15 protein-coding genes are annotated in these 19,395 nt (G+C 33.4%); 7 read left to right on the top strand and 8 right to left on the bottom strand.

The window, feature by feature from the left end; translation table 11 throughout:
* Positions 1-30: 30 nt before the first annotated feature.
* Together LG651_RS04245 and mfd are read right to left on the bottom strand one after the other, a co-directional pair.
* Positions 31-1,359 carry a TlpA family protein disulfide reductase gene (locus tag LG651_RS04245; RefSeq protein WP_226694902.1) on the bottom strand — a complete coding sequence of 443 codons (1,329 nt, stop codon included), beginning with the start codon at positions 1,357-1,359 and terminating at the stop codon, positions 31-33.
* Between the two features lie 32 nt (positions 1,360-1,391).
* Positions 1,392-4,751 (bottom strand): transcription-repair coupling factor, encoded by a 3,360-nt coding sequence (gene mfd, locus LG651_RS04240; RefSeq protein ID WP_226694901.1) that lies wholly within the window; start codon positions 4,749-4,751, stop codon positions 1,392-1,394.
* 244 nt (positions 4,752-4,995) lie between these two features.
* Here mfd and LG651_RS04235 point away from each other — a divergent pair, with 244 nt between their 5' ends.
* Positions 4,996-5,427 carry a tellurite resistance TerB family protein gene (locus tag LG651_RS04235; protein ID WP_226694900.1) on the top strand — a complete coding sequence of 144 codons (432 nt, stop codon included), beginning with the start codon at positions 4,996-4,998 and terminating at the stop codon, positions 5,425-5,427.
* 59 nt (positions 5,428-5,486) lie between these two features.
* Here LG651_RS04235 and LG651_RS04230 read toward each other — a convergent pair whose 3' ends face one another.
* Entirely contained in the window at positions 5,487-7,610 is a 2,124-nt protein-coding gene (locus LG651_RS04230) for a Tex family protein (RefSeq protein WP_226694899.1), read from the bottom strand.
* Between the two features lie 128 nt (positions 7,611-7,738).
* Between LG651_RS04230 and LG651_RS04225 the strand changes: the two genes are divergently transcribed.
* Genes LG651_RS04225 through LG651_RS04210 form a run of 4 tightly spaced genes read left to right on the top strand, consistent with a single transcriptional unit; the run spans position 7,739 to position 12,868 of the window.
* Entirely contained in the window at positions 7,739-10,177 is a 2,439-nt protein-coding gene (locus LG651_RS04225; protein ID WP_226694898.1) for an MORN repeat-containing protein, read from the top strand.
* A complete protein-coding gene (locus tag LG651_RS04220) occupies positions 10,161-11,177 on the top strand; it encodes a hypothetical protein (RefSeq protein WP_226694897.1) in 1,017 nt (338 codons plus the stop codon). The genes LG651_RS04225 and LG651_RS04220 overlap by 17 nt, the downstream gene beginning before the upstream one ends.
* A 10-nt stretch (positions 11,178-11,187) precedes the next feature.
* Positions 11,188-12,189, top strand: coding sequence for a hypothetical protein (locus LG651_RS04215; protein ID WP_226694896.1), 1,002 nt, complete (start codon positions 11,188-11,190; stop codon positions 12,187-12,189).
* A 58-nt stretch (positions 12,190-12,247) separates the two neighbouring features.
* Complete coding sequence (locus LG651_RS04210; protein ID WP_226694895.1) at positions 12,248-12,868, top strand: hypothetical protein; 621 nt, start codon at positions 12,248-12,250, stop codon at positions 12,866-12,868.
* A gap of 64 nt (positions 12,869-12,932) precedes the next feature.
* Here LG651_RS04210 and LG651_RS04205 read toward each other — a convergent pair whose 3' ends face one another.
* From LG651_RS04205 to metG, 4 genes are all read right to left on the bottom strand, one after another.
* Positions 12,933-13,136, bottom strand: a complete 204-nt coding sequence (locus tag LG651_RS04205) for a hypothetical protein (RefSeq protein WP_226695012.1) — start codon at positions 13,134-13,136, stop codon at positions 12,933-12,935.
* Between the two features lie 162 nt (positions 13,137-13,298).
* Positions 13,299-14,003: an OmpA family protein gene (locus LG651_RS04200; RefSeq protein ID WP_226694894.1), complete on the bottom strand. Its 705-nt coding sequence runs from the start codon at positions 14,001-14,003 to the stop codon at positions 13,299-13,301.
* Between the two features lie 24 nt (positions 14,004-14,027).
* Positions 14,028-14,495, bottom strand: a complete 468-nt coding sequence (locus LG651_RS04195) for a lipocalin family protein (protein WP_226694893.1) — start codon at positions 14,493-14,495, stop codon at positions 14,028-14,030.
* A gap of 226 nt (positions 14,496-14,721) precedes the next feature.
* Positions 14,722-16,818, bottom strand: a complete 2,097-nt coding sequence (gene metG, locus LG651_RS04190; protein WP_226694892.1) for a methionine--tRNA ligase — start codon at positions 16,816-16,818, stop codon at positions 14,722-14,724.
* 38 nt (positions 16,819-16,856) lie between these two features.
* Here metG and LG651_RS04185 point away from each other — a divergent pair, with 38 nt between their 5' ends.
* Positions 16,857-17,876 (top strand): S66 peptidase family protein, encoded by a 1,020-nt coding sequence (locus LG651_RS04185; protein WP_226694891.1) that lies wholly within the window; start codon positions 16,857-16,859, stop codon positions 17,874-17,876.
* Positions 17,877-18,060: 184 nt separating this feature from the next.
* On the opposite strand, the gene LG651_RS04180 is transcribed toward LG651_RS04185, so the two are convergent.
* A complete protein-coding gene (locus tag LG651_RS04180) occupies positions 18,061-18,840 on the bottom strand; it encodes a TerB family tellurite resistance protein (protein WP_226694890.1) in 780 nt (259 codons plus the stop codon).
* A gap of 139 nt (positions 18,841-18,979) precedes the next feature.
* Between LG651_RS04180 and LG651_RS04175 the strand changes: the two genes are divergently transcribed.
* Complete coding sequence (locus LG651_RS04175) at positions 18,980-19,390, top strand: BrxA/BrxB family bacilliredoxin (RefSeq protein ID WP_226694889.1); 411 nt, start codon at positions 18,980-18,982, stop codon at positions 19,388-19,390.
* The last annotated feature ends 5 nt before the right edge of the window (positions 19,391-19,395 follow it).

Genomic DNA, 19,395 nt, shown 5'->3' with positions numbered 1-19,395 from the left:
TTGCGCTCTGGCATTTTTAAAGCAGAAAAACTATTCTGCCTCAAAAAAATCTTTTAATGCCTCGAAATTTTCTGGTTTTACTATGATTTTTTTATTCTTATCGAGCACAAAATAAGTTGGAGTTGCTGTAACATTGTAGTCGTTTCCTATTTGATTATCCCATTTACCTTCACCATAAACATGAATAAACTCGGGGTAATCGTAGGTTAGCGTTTTCCAACCGTAAATTTGGTCTTCTAAACCAATAGCAATCACTTTTAATTTACCTTTTTGGAAAGTATTAACGAATTTGTGTAACTCTGGAATTTCCTCTAAACAATGCGAACAGCCACTGCTCCAAAACACAATAATATAATTTTCGGCCAGCTTTAATTCGCTTAACTTTTTGGTAGTTACTGTATTTTCTTTTTTAAACTCAATTGAAAAGTCTGGTGCTACACTACCATTCGATAAATTTTTATACAAAATTAAATTATGTAAAAGCTCTTGATCGTTAAGCTCTACGGCAATATCCATTAAATAATTCTCCGAAATGTAATTTGCCACCGGTTCCAAGCCTAAATCTACCATTTGCTGCCATAAATCTACCAACATAATACGTTTAGTTTTTATGGGCACTTTTTGCATGGCTTTACAAAATATGCTAATGTTTTGTTTGTAATTAGTAACATCGTCTTTGGTTTCGTCGCTTATACCAAAAACGTAATTAAGCATTTTTTCGTCTAAAAAATTAGAGCTTTGCAACGTTGTATTAGTAAAGTCGATATTATCGAAATAATGCTTTCTTAAATTGCCGATATAAGTCTTTACATCTTCAACTTTTGTTGGTATATACGGTTTATTGGCTTTAATAAAATGTAACGCAATGGTGTTTTGAGCCGCTTTTTCAAAATTAGCCTGTGTCTCTTTTTGAGTTTTAAAAATAGCTTTTAAAGCTAAAGTATCCTTACTATTACTGCCATAATAATTGCTTAAGCTTTGCGTAATCATTGACATGCTATTGGTGTATGATGCCAGCAACTTGTTTTCAACAGATTTTACAAAAGTTACACCTGTTTCAGAATTAAAGGTTAACTCAATATCTTCCTTTCCGTTGTAAATAATATCGAAATTGTAATCTTCTTGCGGAATGGCATACACCAATCGATACATGCCTTTAGTTACCGTAGAATCTAGTTTTATATTAAACGAACCATCTTTTTCCAACTCGTAACTAGCAACGTATTTCGACACTGTTGGTGTTACTTTATACAAAATAGTAGCACGAAATTCGCCTGCTGGCGAAAATACACCTTTTACAGAGTGTTGTGCAATTAAAATTGCGGGTAAAAAAAGAGTTATAAATAGTATGCGTTTCATTTAAACTTAGCTTTGTTTAATGTTTACAATTATTAAGCCACAATGGGTTTTAAAGCATTTAAGGCTTGTTTTACGGTTTTTATGTTACTAAAAGTAAGCAACAATCGCAATCCGTTTCGGGTTTGTTTTTCTTTCATCTTACAAGCTTCGGGGTGTTTTTGTACAAATTGTAACACTTTGGTAAAATTAGTACTTTGATAAAAACTACTTTGCTGATCGGTAACAAAATAACCTATAAGCTTGCCTTGTTTCATTATTATTTTTTCGAAACCAATTTTGGTTGCTAACCACTTTATTTGGACACTGTTTAACAAATCGGTCACTTGTTCTGGTAATTCACCAAATCTATCTATTAAGTTAGCTTCAAACTTTTGCAATTCCTCATCTGTTTTTAACTCGTTAAGTTGAGTGTATAAACTTAAACGCTCTGCAATATTATTTACGTAACTATCTGGAAAAAGGAGCTCGAAATCGGTATCGATGGTTACATCTTTTACATAAACCTTATTTTCTTCGGGTTCATCATACAAATCTTTAAACTCGTTTTCTTTAAGCTCATCAATAGCTTCGCTTAATATTTTTTGATAGGTATCGAAACCTATTTCGTTAATAAATCCGCTTTGTTCTCCACCAAGTAAATCGCCCGCACCACGAATTTCAAGATCTTTCATTGCGATATTAAAACCGCTACCCAGTTCTGTAAATTGCGCTAAGGCTGTAATTCGTTTTCTAGCATCTTCGGTCATTGCCGAATATTCTGGTGTAATAAAATAACAAAATGCTTTTTTATTGCTTCGCCCTACTCTACCGCGCATTTGGTGTAAATCGCTCAGCCCAAAATTATTGGCATTGTTTATAAAAATGGTATTGGCGTTTGGCACATCTAATCCGCTTTCAATAATAGTTGTACTTACCAACACATCGAAAGCGCCATCCATAAATTGAAGCATAAGCTCTTCGAGTTTTTTTCCATCCATTTGCCCATGGCCAACAGCCACTTTCGCATCGGGAACTAAACGCTGAATCATGCCAGCAACTTCTTTAATATTTTCTATACGATTGTGAATGAAGAAAATTTGCCCACCACGTTCTATCTCATAACTTACTGCATCGCGAATAGTTTCTTCGTTAAAGCGAATAACATGACTTTCTATAGGATAACGATTTGGCGGTGGCGTTGTAATTACCGATAAATCGCGCGCCGCCATTAAACTAAACTGAAGCGTTCGAGGTATTGGTGTTGCGGTAAGCGTTAATACATCTACGTTTTCTTTTATGGTTTTTAGCTTTTCTTTTACTGCTACTCCAAATTTTTGTTCTTCGTCTACAATTAAAAGCCCTAAATCTTTAAACTTTACGTTTTTATTTACCAATTGGTGTGTACCAATAATAATATCGACAGCGCCTTTTTCTAACTGTTCTAAAGTTTCGCGTTTTTGTTTGGCGGTTCTAAAACGATTCACGTAATCTACGGTTACAGGGAAATCTTCTAAACGTTTTCTAAACGTTCGCGCATGCTGGTATGCTAAAATTGTTGTTGGCACCAAAACAGCCACTTGTTTGCCGTTATCTACAGCTTTAAAAGCAGCACGAATGGCTACTTCGGTTTTACCAAAACCAACATCGCCACAAACAAGTCTGTCCATTGGGCGTTCGCTTTCCATATCGGCTTTAATATCGGCCGTTGCGCTACTTTGGTCTGGCGTATCTTCGTAAATAAATGAGGCTTCTAGTTCGTGTTGTAAATAACTATCGGGTTGGTATTGAAACCCTTTTTCGGTTTTACGTTTTGCGTAAAGTTTTATTAAGTTAAACGCCACGTGTTTAACTCGTGCTTTAGTTTTTTGTTTGAGCTTTTTCCAGGCGGTGCTACCTAATTTGTAAATTTTAGGTGGTTTGCCGTCTTTACCATTAAACTTGGTTATTTTGTGTAAAGAGTGAATGCTTAAATACAATACATCGCGCTCGCCATACACCAGTTTTATAGCTTCTTGCTTGTTGCCTTCTACATCTATTTTTTGTAAGCCACCAAAACGCCCAACTCCATGATCGATGTGTGTTACGTAATCGCCAATTTCTAAATTAGTAAGCTCTTTTAAACTTATGGCTTGTTTTTTTGCGTAGCCATTTTTAATGTGAAATTTATGATAGCGTTCAAAAATTTCATGATCGGTGTAGCAAACTATTTTATTTTGATGATCGACAAACCCTTGATGAAGCGATAAAATTATGGTGTTATACGGACTAACTTCAAGGTTTGAATCGTCGAAAATATCGTGAAAACGTTTGGCTTGTTGCTCGCTTACACAAGCTATGTAATTAGTGTAACCTTTATTGTGATTGCTGTTTAAATCTTCAATAAGTAAATTAAACTGTTTATTAAACGATGGTTGCGGTGTGGTGTTAAACTCTAAAAGTGTATTTTTTGAAGTTTCAATTTGGCTTAACATAACCGATGCATTACCAAACTCGACAATTGAAAAATCTAGCAATTGCTTTTTTAGTAATGCAGAATCGCAAAACAACTCGTTGGGTTTAGCGTGTTTTATATCGGATGAAAGTCCAGCAAATGCTTCTTGGGCTTTGGAGTAAAAATCGTCTATTCTTGAAAATAGTAAATCGGCATTTTTTATACCAATTACTGTTTTTTGTGCAATATATTTTAGGAAACTTTGGCGTTTTTCCTCAATCATTTTATTCGCCACATTGGGAATAATATTGATTTTTTTTAACTGATTTATGGATAACTGCGTTTCTACATCGAAGGTACGAATGGTGTCGACTTCATCGCCAAAAAACTCGATACGGTAAGGCTCGTCGTTACTAAACGAAAACACGTCTACTATACCACCGCGCACTGAAAATTCGCCAGGTTCGGTTACAAAATCTACACGTTTAAATTTGTACTCGAAAAGAACTTCGTTTACAAAATCTAAAGAAATATTATCGCTTACAGCTATTTTTAAAGTATTACGCTCTAACTCTTTTCGGGTTACTACTTGCTCGAAAAGTGCATCGGGATAAGTAACTATTAACGCTGGTTTTTTTTGCGAGTTTATACGGTTTAAAACCTCGGCACGTAATAATACATTGGCATTATCGGTTTCTTCTATTTCGTAAGGTCTGCGGTAACTACCTGGATAAAAAAGCACATTGGTTTTATCGCAGAGTTGCTCGAAATCGTTAAGGTAATGTGCGGCTTCTTCTTTATCTTCGAACACCAATAAAAATGGCTTGTTTGCTTGTTTAAACGCATTGGCTAAAACAAAGGATAACGATGACCCTACTAGGCCTTTTATATGTGTTTTTGTTTGGTTTTGGGATAGGGCGTCTTGCAGATTATGCGTTTGCAAATCCTGTAAATAGGTTTGAGAGATATGGGTTTTACTCACCTAATTTTGTTTTTAAAGTTGCAAAGATAAGGTATGCACTTTATTTTTAGTAATATACTGCATTAAATTGCAAAGTTTATTGGGCTGAACCCGCGTTAGGGATTGAGCGGTATGTTTGAGCTCGCCGACGCAGGAGGCAGCGAGTAGCGAAAGCCCGCCCGTTAGGAACGCCCAAATTTTTAAATTTTTAAGTTAATTTATTAAAAAAATATGTAGGTTTGCAACACTTAAAAAATTGATACTTATGTCGTTTTCAGATTTATTTGATAGTGGTTTTAAAAAGCGTAATGAAGACCATTTCGCTGCTATTGTTCGCGTTGCTATGGATGATGGTATTATTACCCCAGAAGAAAAAGCGTTTTTAGATAGACTTGCTCGTAATTTAAATATTAGTGAGATTGATTACGAAACTATTTTAAAAGACTACAAAAAACACCCAATTAATGCGCCGCATTCTTACGATTTACGCCTTGAGCGCTTGTATGATTTGGCTAGAATGGTACATGTTGATACCATTAAGGATGAGGATGAACAAAATTTACTTAAAAAAATTGGTGTTGGTTTAGGGTTTCATCCAGAAAATGTAAAATATATTGTTGATAAAGCTTTAACTCTGGTTACTGCTGGTGTTGATTTAGATACTTTTATTGACGAAATGAAAAATATGAATAAATAATTGTAAAGTTATTTGTTGAAACAGAAAAGCGAGTTCTTAATAGTAAGAACTCGCTTTTTTTATTTCTCTAATTTTAATTGAATACGCTTTCGCGGAAGATCTACTTCTAAAACCTTAACAATAACTTGCTGATGCAAACTAACGTGCTCGTTTACATCGCTTACAAAACCATCGGATAAATTTGAAATATGAATTAAGCCGCTTTCCTTAATACCAATATCTACAAAAGCACCAAAATTGGTAACATTATTTACAATTCCTGGTAATAATTGCCCTTCTTGCACATCGGTTATGGTTTTTATGTTTTGATTGAAGGTAAAAACCTTAGCCTGCTCACGAATATCTAAACCAGGTTTTTCTAATTCTTTTACAATATCTTGAAGCGTTGGCAATCCCACTTTATCTGAAACATACTGTTTTAAATTAATATTTTTTAAAACCGAAGCATTACCAATAAGTTCGCTAACTGTTTTGCCTTCGTTTTTAGCAATAGTTTTTACAATATGATAACTTTCTGGATGAACTGCAGAATCGTCTAACGGATTTTTAGCGTCTTTAATTCGAAGAAAGGCCGAACCTTGCTCGAAAGCCTTTCCGCCAAGGCGTGGTACACTTTTTAAATCTGTACGCGACTTAAATGCTCCGTTTTCATCACGATAACTCACAATATTTTCGGCAAGTTTTGGGCCAATGCCAGACACATAACTTAACAAACTTTTACTAGCTGTATTTAAATTTACGCCAACAGCATTTACACAATGCTCTACAACGGTATCAAGCTCGCTTTTTAATTTAGTTTGATCTACATCGTGCTGATATTGCCCAACACCAATACTTTTAGCATCAATTTTAACCAATTCTGCCAACGGGTCTTGTAAGCGGCGCCCAATAGAAACGCTTCCGCGCACGGTAACATCGTAATTCGGGAATTCGTCGCGCGCAATTTTTGATGCCGAATAAATACTTGCTCCTGCTTCGCTAACCACAAATACTTGCATTTCGTTTTTAAACCTAATTTTACGCACTAAAGCTTCGGTTTCGCGTGAGGCTGTTCCGTTTCCAATAGCTATAGCTTCAATTTTATAAGCTTCGGCTAACGTGCTAATTTTTTTAATAGCACCTGTGCTATCATTTTTTGGCGGATGCGGATAAATGGTTTCGTTGTGTTTTAATTGCCCTTGCGCATCTAAACACACAATTTTACAACCTGTACGAAATCCTGGGTCGATTGCTAAAACACGCTTTTCTCCTAACGGCGAACCTAATAATAATTGCTTTAAGTTTTTAGCAAACACGGTTATAGCAGCTTCGTCGGCTTTTTGTTTAGCTTGTTGCAACGCTTCGTTACTTAACGATGGTAACAACAAACGTTTGTAAGCATCTTTTATGGCTATTTCTATTTGTTCGGCGCAGTCGTTATTCGATTTTATAATGCGTTGTTCAATTTTATTTAACGCTCTGTCGTCATCAATTTCAATTTTTACACGAATAAAACCTTCCTTTTCTGCTCTAAGAATGGCGAGTAAACGGTGCGACGGAATTCTGCTTAGCGATTCTTCCCAATTAAAATAATCTTTAAATTTTTGGGCATCTTCTTCGTTTTCTTTTGTTTTTACAACCTTTGTTGAAATAATAGCAAAACGTTCTAATTGATATCGGATGTTATTACGAATATCGCTGCGCTCATTTATCCATTCGGCAATTATGTGGCGCGCACCTTCCAAAGCATCTTCAACCGAATTAACGTCTCCTTTTACATAACGAAATGCCACCGACTCGACATCTCTGGCATTCTGGCCCATTATTATTTTGGCCAACGGTTCCAAACCTAACTGGCGCGCTTTTTCTGCTTTTGTTTTTCGGCTTTTTTTGTAAGGCAAGTATAAATCTTCAAGCGTCGTTAAATCTGTTGTTGATGTTATTTTATGTTCTAATTCTGAAGTTAAAACACCTTGCTCTTCTAAAGCTTTTAAAATGGCTGCTTTTCGTTTTTCTAGAGCTTCAAATTGTTCTTTATATTTTACAATCTCACCAATTTGTACCTCATCTAAATTTCCTGTGGCTTCCTTCCGGTAACGGGAAATAAACGGTACGGTACATGCATCATTAAGTAAATTAATGGTGTTTTGTATTGCGGTTTTGGGCAGTTGGGTATGCGAGAAAATATAATCGGTTATTAACATAAAAGGTGTTCTTATTCTGTAAAAAAGCAAATATAGAAAGTTACTTTATTAAAATATACGACATTCATCGTATTACTTCCTATTTCATTAAAAAGTAGTTTTGTTTCCCTCAACAACACGTATTTTTTATGAAAACTCTGAAAGATTTAAGTTTCTTAATTACACTACTCTTAGCATTTAATGCTTATTCGCAAAAAGTAGATTTTGTAAATGCACCTAAAAACCCTTTACCATTAGGAGTTAATTTAGAGAAAACACAGCTTAAAGGCGATGTTTTTCAACATAATTTGACATTTTATGACACTAATGGAAAAAGGCTTGATTTAGAAAAAAGAAAGCATATTTCTTACGACCAGTTGAATAGACCTATTTCTATAACCTACCCTAACGGAACTATAAAAGAATATAAATACGATGCTTCTGGTAATCTAATATATGATGATGGAATAATTTATAAATATGACAACCAAAACAGAATAATAAAAGCAAACTATAATTGGGAAATTGTGGAATACAGCTATACAAAACAAGGCGATATTATTATAGTAACTATGACACATAAAGCAAAAGATAAAGCACCAACTACCCAAATAGAATACTATAACAAAGGTGTATTAACAGCAAGAAAGAAAGGCAAAGAGCGTAAAAAAACTTTCTTTAAATATAAGTACGATGAAAAAGGCAACTTGATTGAAAGCATGGAAACAGGTGCAGCAGGAAATTTAATAAATCAAGATTTATCTAGCATTATTTACCATAGTGAATATAAAGAGTTTAATAAAAATGCAGTACTTAAAAAAACCACTGGAGATTTAAATTTAAAAGGTGGAGTAGCTATACCTCATTTGTATATTAATGGTAAATTAGACTTTACAAATTTGTGGAATAAATTCAATAACGATTATATATTCTATAATCCGCTTACTTCTAAATATTACGTAGCAAAAAATGCTTTTAACGAGTCAATTGCTCTTAACCAAAACATTCCGTTTAAGCCTTTAATAGAGGGAGAAAACATACTTATTAGTGATGGTAAAACTGTATTGCTAATAGAGCAAGGAACGTCAACAATGTTTGCAAATAGAGAATGGAAGTACGAAGCTAAATATAAAAACATCATAGTCAGAGACACAAAAAGTGGCGATGTTTATTTTGTTCCAAACGCTTTGGGAAAAGGTACTAACGAAACTAAAGCCTATCATGCTATTTCTATGAATACAAAAGATAGCGAAGTGTGGTACATACCAAACACAACAAAAAAAGGAGTAAATCTTTATGTTAAAGGAGAAGAAATTAAAGGTTATGGAGTAGCAGGTTATATTGATGGCTCAGTAGATTTTGTGCTTACTACAAACGGGAAACCTACTTATGTTTTAAGCAACTATAGCAATTCTAAGCCACAACAATTTAGTAAAGGCCGTTATTTTAATGCTACAGTTGATAAAGTTTCAAGCACATCAAATACAAATTCAACTACATCACAAAACAAATCATCAACCGCTTCTTGTATTACAGGAAATTGTGCAGACGGCTACGGAACATATACTTATGAAAGCGGTGCTAAAGTAGAAGGTTTTTTTAAGAATGGGAAACTTGACGGTTACGGAGAGTTTATTTACGCTAATGGCGACACTTATAATGGTAATTACCTTGACGGTCAACTCGATGGTTATGGCATTTATCACTGGAAACAGAAAAACTTACTGTATTATGGCCATTGGAAAGATACAAAGCAACACGGTTACGGATATTTTGTAAAAAATGGAGAAACAGTTGAAGCTGGTATCTATAACGAAGGGAAATTGATAACCAATCTTTTAACCGACTTTTCTAACGGCAAGTCTAGTGGAAATTGTCTCGGTAATTGTACCAATGGCTATGGGTCTATCACCTACGATCAAGGTGATGTTTATGAGGGATTATTTAAAAACGGTAAGCCATACAAAGCTGGTACTTATATGTGGACTAACGGCAATAGTTATATGGGTGATTGGGACGATTTGGGTAAAATTAATTATACCGGCCAATTTTTTACAGATACCTATCTGTATAAAGGTGCTTTTGCACACAATGGATTTATTACAGGACTTGGTGTAAAACTAGATAAAAAAACAAACACTAAAAGCTATGGTGAGTTTAAAAGCGGGAAATTGGTTGTAGATTATGCCAAGAGCCATACATCCACAGCCACTACAAAAAATAACAGTTCTGCCTCAAAACAAGCAGAAAAAGCAATGATAACCGCAGCAAATTCATTAATAAGCCTATACTACAAAAGTAATTCTGAGTTTAAGAAAATTGTAGTTAAACAACATAATAATTTCACACAAACAATGAGCATTGATAAGTTAAATAAACTACATGCATTATTTATTAAACACCTATTTCAATTAGATAAAGTAGTCGCTCATAGATACTTATTATACTTACCAAACCCTTATGCAAATGCCAATACAAGCAAAATTTTAACCGAATTTAGTAATGAAGAACGAACTTTCATGCGAGAAGAATCTAAGCGGTTTTCTAGTCAATATAAATTAAAAGAACAATATGTGCCTAAAAATTAAAATATTTTTAACTAGCCTATTACTACTTAGTTTAAATACAATTGCACAATCTGTAACAAATATAAATGCAAAAGATTACGGATTTGACCCTAACACCAAACAAGTTGAAATTACAAACTACAATATTGATAATGACAGTGCAGTGGCGTTAGAAATTAGTAGCTACAGCTTTAACAATGAAGGTAATATTGAAAGCTATGAAAACCGAAATAAGCAAAACAAGTTGTGGGAAAAAGAAAAAAACATTTATAAGAAGGGAAAATTACACAAAAGAACTTGTAAGAATACTAATTCTACCCTAAATAAAAAGTATTACTACACCTATGATGACAATGGTTATCTAATCAATGAACAAATTCGTTTAAATAACGGAAATACTAATACTTTGAAATTTGAGTATAAAAATAATTTACTTCACAAAGTTAGCAGTAGCACCAATGAGAGTATAACTACATATCACTATAGCCAAAAAGGGCATTTATTTAAAAAAGTATACTCTAAGAAAGGAACTGACAAAACAAATGTTATTTCCAAACACTTTTATTTAGAAAATAAAGAAATTTTCTCTTGCACAGCGCCAAAAAACCATTATAAAGCACATATCTATAATGAAAACGTATACATTGGTTTTGAACTTATAGACGACGAGCGTATTAAAAGCAAACTAGATAGAGGCATTCAACGATTTAACAAAGAAGCGCCTAAAGATAATCTTCCGTTCAATCTACAAAAGCATTGTAACCAAACTTGGCAGTTTTACAATAAAAATTTAGACAAAGTAATCCCTTTTGAAATAAAAATTCACAAGTATAAAAAAGATGCTTCGGGTAATAATATAAAATATGCCGAAGCACTAGTAAACATAAAAACAAAAACCATTACAAGTATTAGTTTTTACAAAACAACCTTTAAAAACAATAATGTTGTAGGTAGTACAGCTTTTGATAGTAAAGCATTTTCTGAATTTAAAGAAGATATTACGTTTATAAATATTCCTTAACATTTATTAAATGACAACTAGCAATTTTGAAATAAAGCCACTATCCTCTCAAGACAGAAACAAACTTAAAAAGCAATACCTATTTGCTATTTTATTTTTACTTGTAGCAAGTGCTATATTTTATTTTATATATGCCTTTGTTATAAAACCAGATAACTTTAGCACAATTCCTATTGTAATGTTTTCTATATTCATGTTATTCTTTGCTGGTATTTTTTCTTATATATTTTGGAATACCTACATCGATTTAAAACGAGGTGTTAAACACTGTTACACAGGTAATATTACCGACAAACGTATAGATAAACACACTACTAAATCAAGAAGTTATAATACAGGATTTGGAACAAAAACAAGACACAAGTCTAGCAGAACATATTATTATATAAGTATTGATAACAACGAACATAGTGTACCATATTCAGAATATGCAAAAGTAAGCGTAAATGATAAAGTATATTTAGAATCTAGCCCTAAAAGCAAAACGGTTTTAGCGTTTACTATTTTAGAAAAACATCTAAATTCGGCTAATAACATTACCAACTCATTGCATGTTATTCCTTTTAAAAGTAAAAGTATTACCAAACCTATGCGCCAACAAGAAATTGAATTAGTAAAAAAATTAGTTTTCAAAAAAATTAGAAAAAAAACAATCTATTTTCTACTAAGTGCCATGTTACTTTTTGTGCTTTGGACGGGTTTTATTTTGTTTCTAATTCCATTAATAATTGCGTTTATATATTATGCCATTACGGCACTCATTCAGCTAAATCAATATGCTAAATTTAAACGGAATGGATGTTTAAAAACAATTAGTAAAGTGCAGGTAATAGATAAATTAAAAACAACCTCAAACAAACATTCTACTGGTTTTAAAATTAAAACTAACAACGGCATTATTAATGTTACTGCACTTGTTTATAATAAAATACAAGCCTCTCAATATATAAATTTACATAAAGCATCTATTATAAATATTATGTATGACGTAAGTTTTGATGAACATATATAGGTTGAACACAGTACAAAAAACAACATTTTAAATTTTACCAACAGAAAATATTAACCTTATGAATAGTTTTTTTTCTCTTATAGATAAGCCGTTAAAACATTATGCACAATGGGATTTTTTAGTGTTTATGCTACTTACTACTTTATCTATTGGAAACGGACAAACCACTGTGTTTTATGTTATTTTCTTTTTTTGGTGGAATGAACTTATTAGATTAATAATTGATAGATTACTTTATAAAAGAAACAAAAATGCTGTAATTTTAAGTAACAAAACGTCTATTATAAGTTCATTATTTCAAATGGGTGTTTATTTTGTTTTTATTGTAGTTTTCTTTGCGTTTATGGCTAACTGGAATAACGATGTACTTATTTTCACTAACATGAAAATATTATTTTTCAGAAATTGGTTTTTTAATATTAATCTTTTATTTCTTCTTGTAGAGCGTATTATACTTCACCGCACACAACAACCTTTAAAAATAAGTTTTGGAGTTTTTACACCAAACATGTTAGTTCTACATGCTTCCATTATTTTAGGCGTAATTATTATGTTGTTTGTGGTTCGTAATTTTCCTGAAACATTTACACCAACAAATTTATTGGGTTCAGTACTTATAATTTTACCTTTTTTATTTATTAGAGGTATGGTTCAATATTTTAAATCTAAGTATAGTTAAGTTTCATTTTCTTATAATAGAAAATAAAAAACTGTTAGCAGAAAACGAAATATTCTATAATTTTTTAAGCGACCTTTTTAAGCAAATCGAAACATGGGCATTTACCACAGCGTTTTTTTTCGCCTTTTTTATATTTTTCACAACATTTGCTCTTTACTTTTTTGGCATTAATTATGCCTGCTTCATGTAAAGTTTTAAGCGCTTTTTTTTGCTGTTTTTTTTCTTTCTTCTTCTTTCCCATAGTTTTACAGAGAAATAATTTTAGCAAAAATACTTGTTTTTAATTAATCTAAATAAAATACATTGTTAAAATTTAATAGCCATAAATAATTTCTATTAGAAAAACATTGTAAATAAGTAAAACTTAAAAAGCCACACGAATTGTGTGGCTTTTTAAAGTTAAATTAAATAGTAATCCCTTATAAATAAATTAACTTCCTGCTTGTTGTTTAGCATCTTCAATCATTTTTTCGTTTGGAAGAATAGCTATGTTTACACGACGATTTTTTGCTCTACCATCGGCAGTAGCATTATCGTACATAGGCTGAGTTTCACCAAACCAATTGGTTGTTAATCTACCATTACTAATGCCATGACCCGACAAATAATTTGTAACGGCATACGCCCTGTTTTTCGATAATGTCATGTTATATTCTTCTGCTCCTTGGCTATCGGTATGCCCAACCACCAAAATATTAGTGTCTGGATATTCTTTAAAAACACCTATTAACTTGTTTAAGTTATCCTCTGAGGCTGCATTAATATTGTATTTATTCGTTGCAAAGTAAACACCGCTATTTTCATCGAAGGTTACTACAATACCATCGTCTACACGTTCTACTTCAGCTCCTGGAACTTCTTCTTCTATTTGTTGGGCTTGCTTATCCATTTTGTTACCAATAAGCACACCGGCACCACCACCAACAACGCCACCAATAACAGCCCCTAGTTCACCGTTGCCACCCTTACCAAGGTTATTTCCTAAAATAGCCCCAATTACAGCACCACTAGTAGCACCTATTACAGCTCCTTTTTGCTTATTATTAGCATTTTGTACAGATTTACAGTTGGTAAACGCTATTACTGTTACTATTGCAAGTATTGTTATTCCGGTTATATTTATTATTCTTTTCATATTTATTGTTTTTTTGATAGCTTGTTATTTTGAAAAATTCATGGTTATTGTAAATGGTTGTCCATCTACATTTAAAGTTTGCTGCCACTGCATTGTAGTTTCAGATAGATTTGTTAAACTAAATCTGAAACCTACATTAGTTTCCGATTTGTACTTCTCGGTGGTTGGCTTTAACAAAAAGTCGTAAAGTCCTGTGGTTTCATCAATTTCTTGAATTGTAAATACAAAATGGCGTTCTCCTGCAGAACAATCGGTATTATTTATACTATAAATTCCTGTATTGTTATTTGGCACAAATTGCCATGTACTGCCTTCGAAGCAATATTTTGAAACATCGTTTAATAAAGTAACATTGTAAGTTCCCGGTTGGCTGTAGGTAATTGAATTTAACGACCAACTTCCTTTGATTACCTTATTTGATTGCCGCACGACTTTTGATGATCCGCAAGACATTAATCCAATAAGTGTAAATAATAAAAGTATTCGTTTCATAAAGTTGTTTTTGATTCATAACTACTTTATTTACGATACCAAATAACCTATTGGTTTTACTTTTACTTTATTTTAAGAGTTTGTGAAGTTTAAAGATTACTCACTAAAATCACTATAAAACAGAGTTTTACATCTTGTTTTGTTTAAATATTTTTAACTATAGTTTAACAAAAAAAGCACCTATTAAAGGTGCTTTTCAAATTATAATTATATCTGTTTTTATTGATTAACTTATCTGTAATCCTGGTTTCACACTATCATTATCATCTGGATTTACAAAAACCAATTTACCTTCTGGAGTCTCGGTCATTAAAATCATACCTTGACTCTCTACACCTCTTAATTTTCTTGGCGCTAAGTTTACCAAAACAGTAACTTTTTTACCAACCACTTCTTCTGGGGAAAAACTTTCGGCAATACCTGAAACTATGGTTCTTGTATCAATACCTGTATCAACTTTTAAAACCAATAATTTTTTAGTTTTTGGCATTTTTTCAGCTTCAAGAATAGTTCCTACACGAATATCAAGTTTCGTAAAATCTTCAAAAGTAATAACGTCTTTTTGAGGTTCTATCGTTTTATTAGCCGCTTCGTTTGCTTTTTTACTTGCTTCTAACTTATCTAGTTGCTCCTGGATAGTTTTGTCTTCAATTTTACTGAATAAAAGTTCAGCTTTACCAATTTGGTGGTTTGCTGGAAGTAGTACTTCTTTTTCTGAAATATCATTCCATGAATTCTCGACTGCACTCGAACTGACTTTAAGAATGCTTTTCAATTTTTTTGAAGTAAATGGTAAAAACGGCTCGCTTAATGTTGCTAAAGCACTTGCAATTTGCAATGCCACGTACATTATGGTTTTAGTTCTTGCTTCGTCTTCTTTAATTACTTTCCAAGGTTCGGCATCGGCTAAATATTTATTTCCTAAACGTGCTAAATTCATAAGTTCTTGACCTGCTTCTCTAAAACGGTAACGTTCTATAGAACTTGCTATAACGTTTGGATATGCTTTTACTGCAGCTAGTGTTTCTAAATCTACATCTGTAAAATCGTTAGGTTCTGGAACAACACCGTCGTAATACTTGTTTGTTAAAACTACCACGCGGTTTATAAAGTTTCCAAAAATGGCTACTAACTCGTTATTATTTCTGGCTTGAAAATCCTTCCAAGTAAAATCGTTATCCTTAGTTTCTGGCGCATTAGCCGTTAACACATAACGCAACACATCTTGTTGGTCTGGAAATTCTTCTAAATATTCTGGTAACCACACCGCCCAATTTTTAGAGGTTGATAGTTTATTTCCTTCTAAATTTAAAAACTCGTTTGCAGGAACATTTTCTGGTAATATGTAACTGCCTTCGGCTTTTAACATACTTGGGAAAATAATGCAGTGAAACACAATATTATCTTTTCCTATAAAATGAATAAGCTTCGTGTTCTCATCTTTCCAATACGGTTCCCAGTCTTTACCTTCGCGTTCTGCCCACTCGATAGTTGATGAAATATAACCAATTGGTGCATCGAACCATACGTAAAGCACTTTACCTTCTCCTCCTTCGGCAGGCACAGGAATTCCCCAATCTAAATCACGGGTTACTGCTCTTGGGCGTAAACCATCGTCTATCCACGATTTTACTTGTCCGTAAACATTAGGTTTCCAATCTTTTTTATGCCCTTCAAGAATCCATTTTTTTAAGAAGTCTTCATGTTTATTTAAAGGTAAAAACCAGTGTTTGGTTTCTTTTAAAGTTGGTGTATTTCCGGTTAAGGTTGACTTCGGATTTATTAAATCGGTTGCGTTTAAACTAGTTCCGCATTTTTCACATTGATCGCCATAAGCTTCTTCATTACCACATTTAGGGCATGTACCCGTAACAAATCTATCGGCTAAAAACTGATTAGCTTCTGCATCGTACAACTGCTCTGTGGTTTCTTCAATAAATTCACCTTTTTCATTTAAAGTTTTAAAAAACTCCGATGCTGTTTTATGATGAATTGACGCCGATGTACGCGAATAATTATCAAAAGAAATACCAAAATCTTCAAAAGACTTTTTTATAATAGCATGATATTTATCTACTATATCTTGCGGTGTTACACCTTCATTTTTTGCTTTTATTGTAATTGGTACACCGTGCTCATCACTACCACCAATTAACACCACATCGTTTCCTGTTAATCGTAAATAGCGTGCATAAATATCGGCTGGTACGTAAACCCCTGCTAAATGCCCAATATGTATAGGACCGTTAGTATAAGGTAACGCAGTTGTAATGGTATATCTTTTTGACATTATATTTTGTTTTGAAGCCGTAAAAGTACGCATTTTGACTACTATTTAGAAAAAAAATGTACATTTACGTTATGTACAAATATCTTATTACTTTAAGCTTGTTTTTCGCTAGTTTTTTGGTTGAAAACCCATCTGCTTTTGCGCAAAACACCACAACTGAAACAAAAAGTATGACTTTAAAGCAACCTCCATACTTAAAACCAGGAGACACCGTGGCTATTGTAGCTCCATCTGGTATTTTAAAAAATCGAGAAAAAGAATTACAACAAGCCCAAAACTTAATGAAAAGTTGGGGCTTACATACGGTAATTGGCAAACATGTTTTTAGTAAAGCCAACCATTTTGCTGGAACCGACGACGAACGTTGCGAAGACCTACAAAAAGCTATGGACGACCCAACAATAAGCGCTATTTGGTGTGCACGAGGTGGCTATGGTACCGTAAGAGTTTTAGATAAATTAAACTGGACTAAATTTAATGCCAACCCAAAATGGCTTATTGGTTATTCTGACATTACTGCTTTACACAGCCAAATACATAACGAAGGTGTTGAAACTATACACGCCATGATGTGTACTAGTATGCGCGACGATTTATCTGAAATTGCCGAAACCGTTTCAACATTTAAAAATGCGCTTTTTGGCACTTCACTAAATTACACTTTAACAGGAAGTGCATACAATAAAATCGGAACAGCTGCAGGCCAAATAGTTGGAGGAAACCTAACACTAATTCACACCATGTTAGGCTCTAACACTAGCATTAATACTTCTGGAAAAATTTTATTTATTGAAGAAATTGGTGAATATAAATATCATATCGACAGAATGTTACAAAGTATGAAACGTGCCGGTTATTTCGATAACTGCAAAGGTGTAATTGTAGGTGATATGAGTAAAATGCGAAAAAATACCACACCTTGGGGTTCTAGCATTGAGCAACTGGTTTTAGATGCATTGGCAGAATACAATTTTCCTATTGCATTTAACATGCCTGCTGGTCATGAAAAAGATAATAGAGCTTTAATTTTAGGAAGAACTGTAAAACTTACGGTAAGTAAAGAACAGTCTTCGATTGTTTTTAACGAATAAAAAACATCTTACAGAAGCAGCACAAAGCGAAGGCTGGTAATTCGCTTCTGTTTACTTAAATAACAGTAATAAAATTGTTTATGTTTTCGATAAAGATAATAGTACAAAAAATTTACACCGGTAATCAGTTATGTACTAAGTGAAAATATAAAAGCCAACATCTATAATAAATGTTGGCTTTTTTTTAAAATCCAAGTTCCTTCTGCAGCTGCTCGTATGCCGCTTGTACTTGCCTAAACTTTTCTTCGGCACCTTCTTGGTGTTCTTTACCTAAATGAATAACACGATCTGGATGGTATTTTTTGGCCATTTTTCGGTATGCTTTTTTAATTTCATCAACCGTTGCCGATTTTTCAATTTCTAAAACCTTATAAGCGTTGTCACTGCTATTAAAAAACATAGCTTTAATGCTCTGGTAATCTACAGAACTTATTCCTAAATAACCTGCCATGGTATAAATTTGACGTTCTTCGTCTTGAGTTACCATGCCATCTGCTTTGGCTATACCAAATAAAAAATGAATGAGCTGTAAGCGCGATGCATGATCCATCATTTGTTTTATTTGTAAACAAACTGGCCTAACCGAAACTTGTTGTTTGCTAATATTTTTAAATAATTTAAAAGCTTGATTTGCTCGATCTTTTCCGTACATACTAACAAATTGCTGACGCACATAATCGAGTTCTCGCTGGTCTTGCTTTCCATCTGCTTTAATTATTACCGATGCTAAAATTAGCAAGCTAACTTCAAAATCGCCCGATTGGGTTTGTGGTCGTTGTCTCGGTTGTGTACGGTAAGTGGTTTGCCTTCTTCTGGTATTTGGTTCACCTTGTCCAATAAACGGGCTACCGCCTTCAGCAGATAAGTTATCTATTAAACTTCCTAAAGCTAAACCTATTATGGCTCCTATTGGCCCTCCAAACGACCATCCTAATGCGCCGCCTATCCATTTCGAAAAACTCATGTAATAGTATAAATTTTTATTATGGTTAAATATAATATTTGTTTGTAGATATCACAGCGTTTTTGTTACACAATTGATATCTTTGTATTCCAGTTCGAAATGAACAAAATTAAAATTTGTTAATTAAAAAAAATATAATATGTATCCAGCAGAATTAGTAAAGCCAATGCGTGAAGATTTAGTGAGCGCTGGTTTTAAAGAATTACACACTCCTGAAGCCGTAACCAAAGCTTTAGCTCAGGAAGGCACTACATTAGTTGTAGTAAACTCGGTTTGTGGTTGTGCAGCAGCAAATGCACGCCCAGGAGCTAAATTAAGCTTACAAAACGCAAAAAAACCAGACCAAATAGTAACCGTTTTTGCAGGTGTAGATAAAGAAGCTGTTGATGCTGCTAGAGGGCACATGGTTCCGTTTCCACCAAGTTCACCAAGTATGGCTTTATTTAAAGACGGTGAATTAGTACACATGTTAGAACGCCACCATATTGAAGGTCGTCCTGCTGAATTAATTGCAGAAAACTTAATGGACGCCTACAACGAGTTCTGTTAATTTAT

The sequence above is a fragment of the Neotamlana sargassicola genome (genome assembly GCF_020523965.1).
In the GTDB taxonomy this organism is placed as follows: domain Bacteria; phylum Bacteroidota; class Bacteroidia; order Flavobacteriales; family Flavobacteriaceae; genus Neotamlana; species Neotamlana sargassicola.
Note: the sequence above shows the minus strand (reverse complement) of the source record. Positions and strands in the feature narration are given on the sequence as shown.

Coding starts and splice junctions, on each gene's coding strand:
- LG651_RS04230 (WP_226694899.1), bottom strand. CDS start 7,610: ATGTTAATAACCGATTATATTTTCTCGCATACCCAACTGCCCAAAACC.
- LG651_RS04220 (WP_226694897.1), top strand. CDS start 10,161: ATGTGCCTAAAAATTAAAATATTTTTAACTAGCCTATTACTACTTAGT.
- LG651_RS04175 (WP_226694889.1), top strand. CDS start 18,980: ATGTATCCAGCAGAATTAGTAAAGCCAATGCGTGAAGATTTAGTGAGC.
- LG651_RS04235 (WP_226694900.1), top strand. CDS start 4,996: ATGTCGTTTTCAGATTTATTTGATAGTGGTTTTAAAAAGCGTAATGAA.
- LG651_RS04195 (WP_226694893.1), bottom strand. CDS start 14,495: ATGAAACGAATACTTTTATTATTTACACTTATTGGATTAATGTCTTGC.
- LG651_RS04210 (WP_226694895.1), top strand. CDS start 12,248: ATGAATAGTTTTTTTTCTCTTATAGATAAGCCGTTAAAACATTATGCA.
- metG (WP_226694892.1), bottom strand. CDS start 16,818: ATGCGTACTTTTACGGCTTCAAAACAAAATATAATGTCAAAAAGATAT.
- LG651_RS04245 (WP_226694902.1), bottom strand. CDS start 1,359: ATGAAACGCATACTATTTATAACTCTTTTTTTACCCGCAATTTTAATT.
- LG651_RS04185 (WP_226694891.1), top strand. CDS start 16,857: ATGTACAAATATCTTATTACTTTAAGCTTGTTTTTCGCTAGTTTTTTG.
- LG651_RS04215 (WP_226694896.1), top strand. CDS start 11,188: ATGACAACTAGCAATTTTGAAATAAAGCCACTATCCTCTCAAGACAGA.
- LG651_RS04200 (WP_226694894.1), bottom strand. CDS start 14,003: ATGAAAAGAATAATAAATATAACCGGAATAACAATACTTGCAATAGTA.
- LG651_RS04180 (WP_226694890.1), bottom strand. CDS start 18,840: ATGAGTTTTTCGAAATGGATAGGCGGCGCATTAGGATGGTCGTTTGGA.
- LG651_RS04225 (WP_226694898.1), top strand. CDS start 7,739: ATGAAAACTCTGAAAGATTTAAGTTTCTTAATTACACTACTCTTAGCA.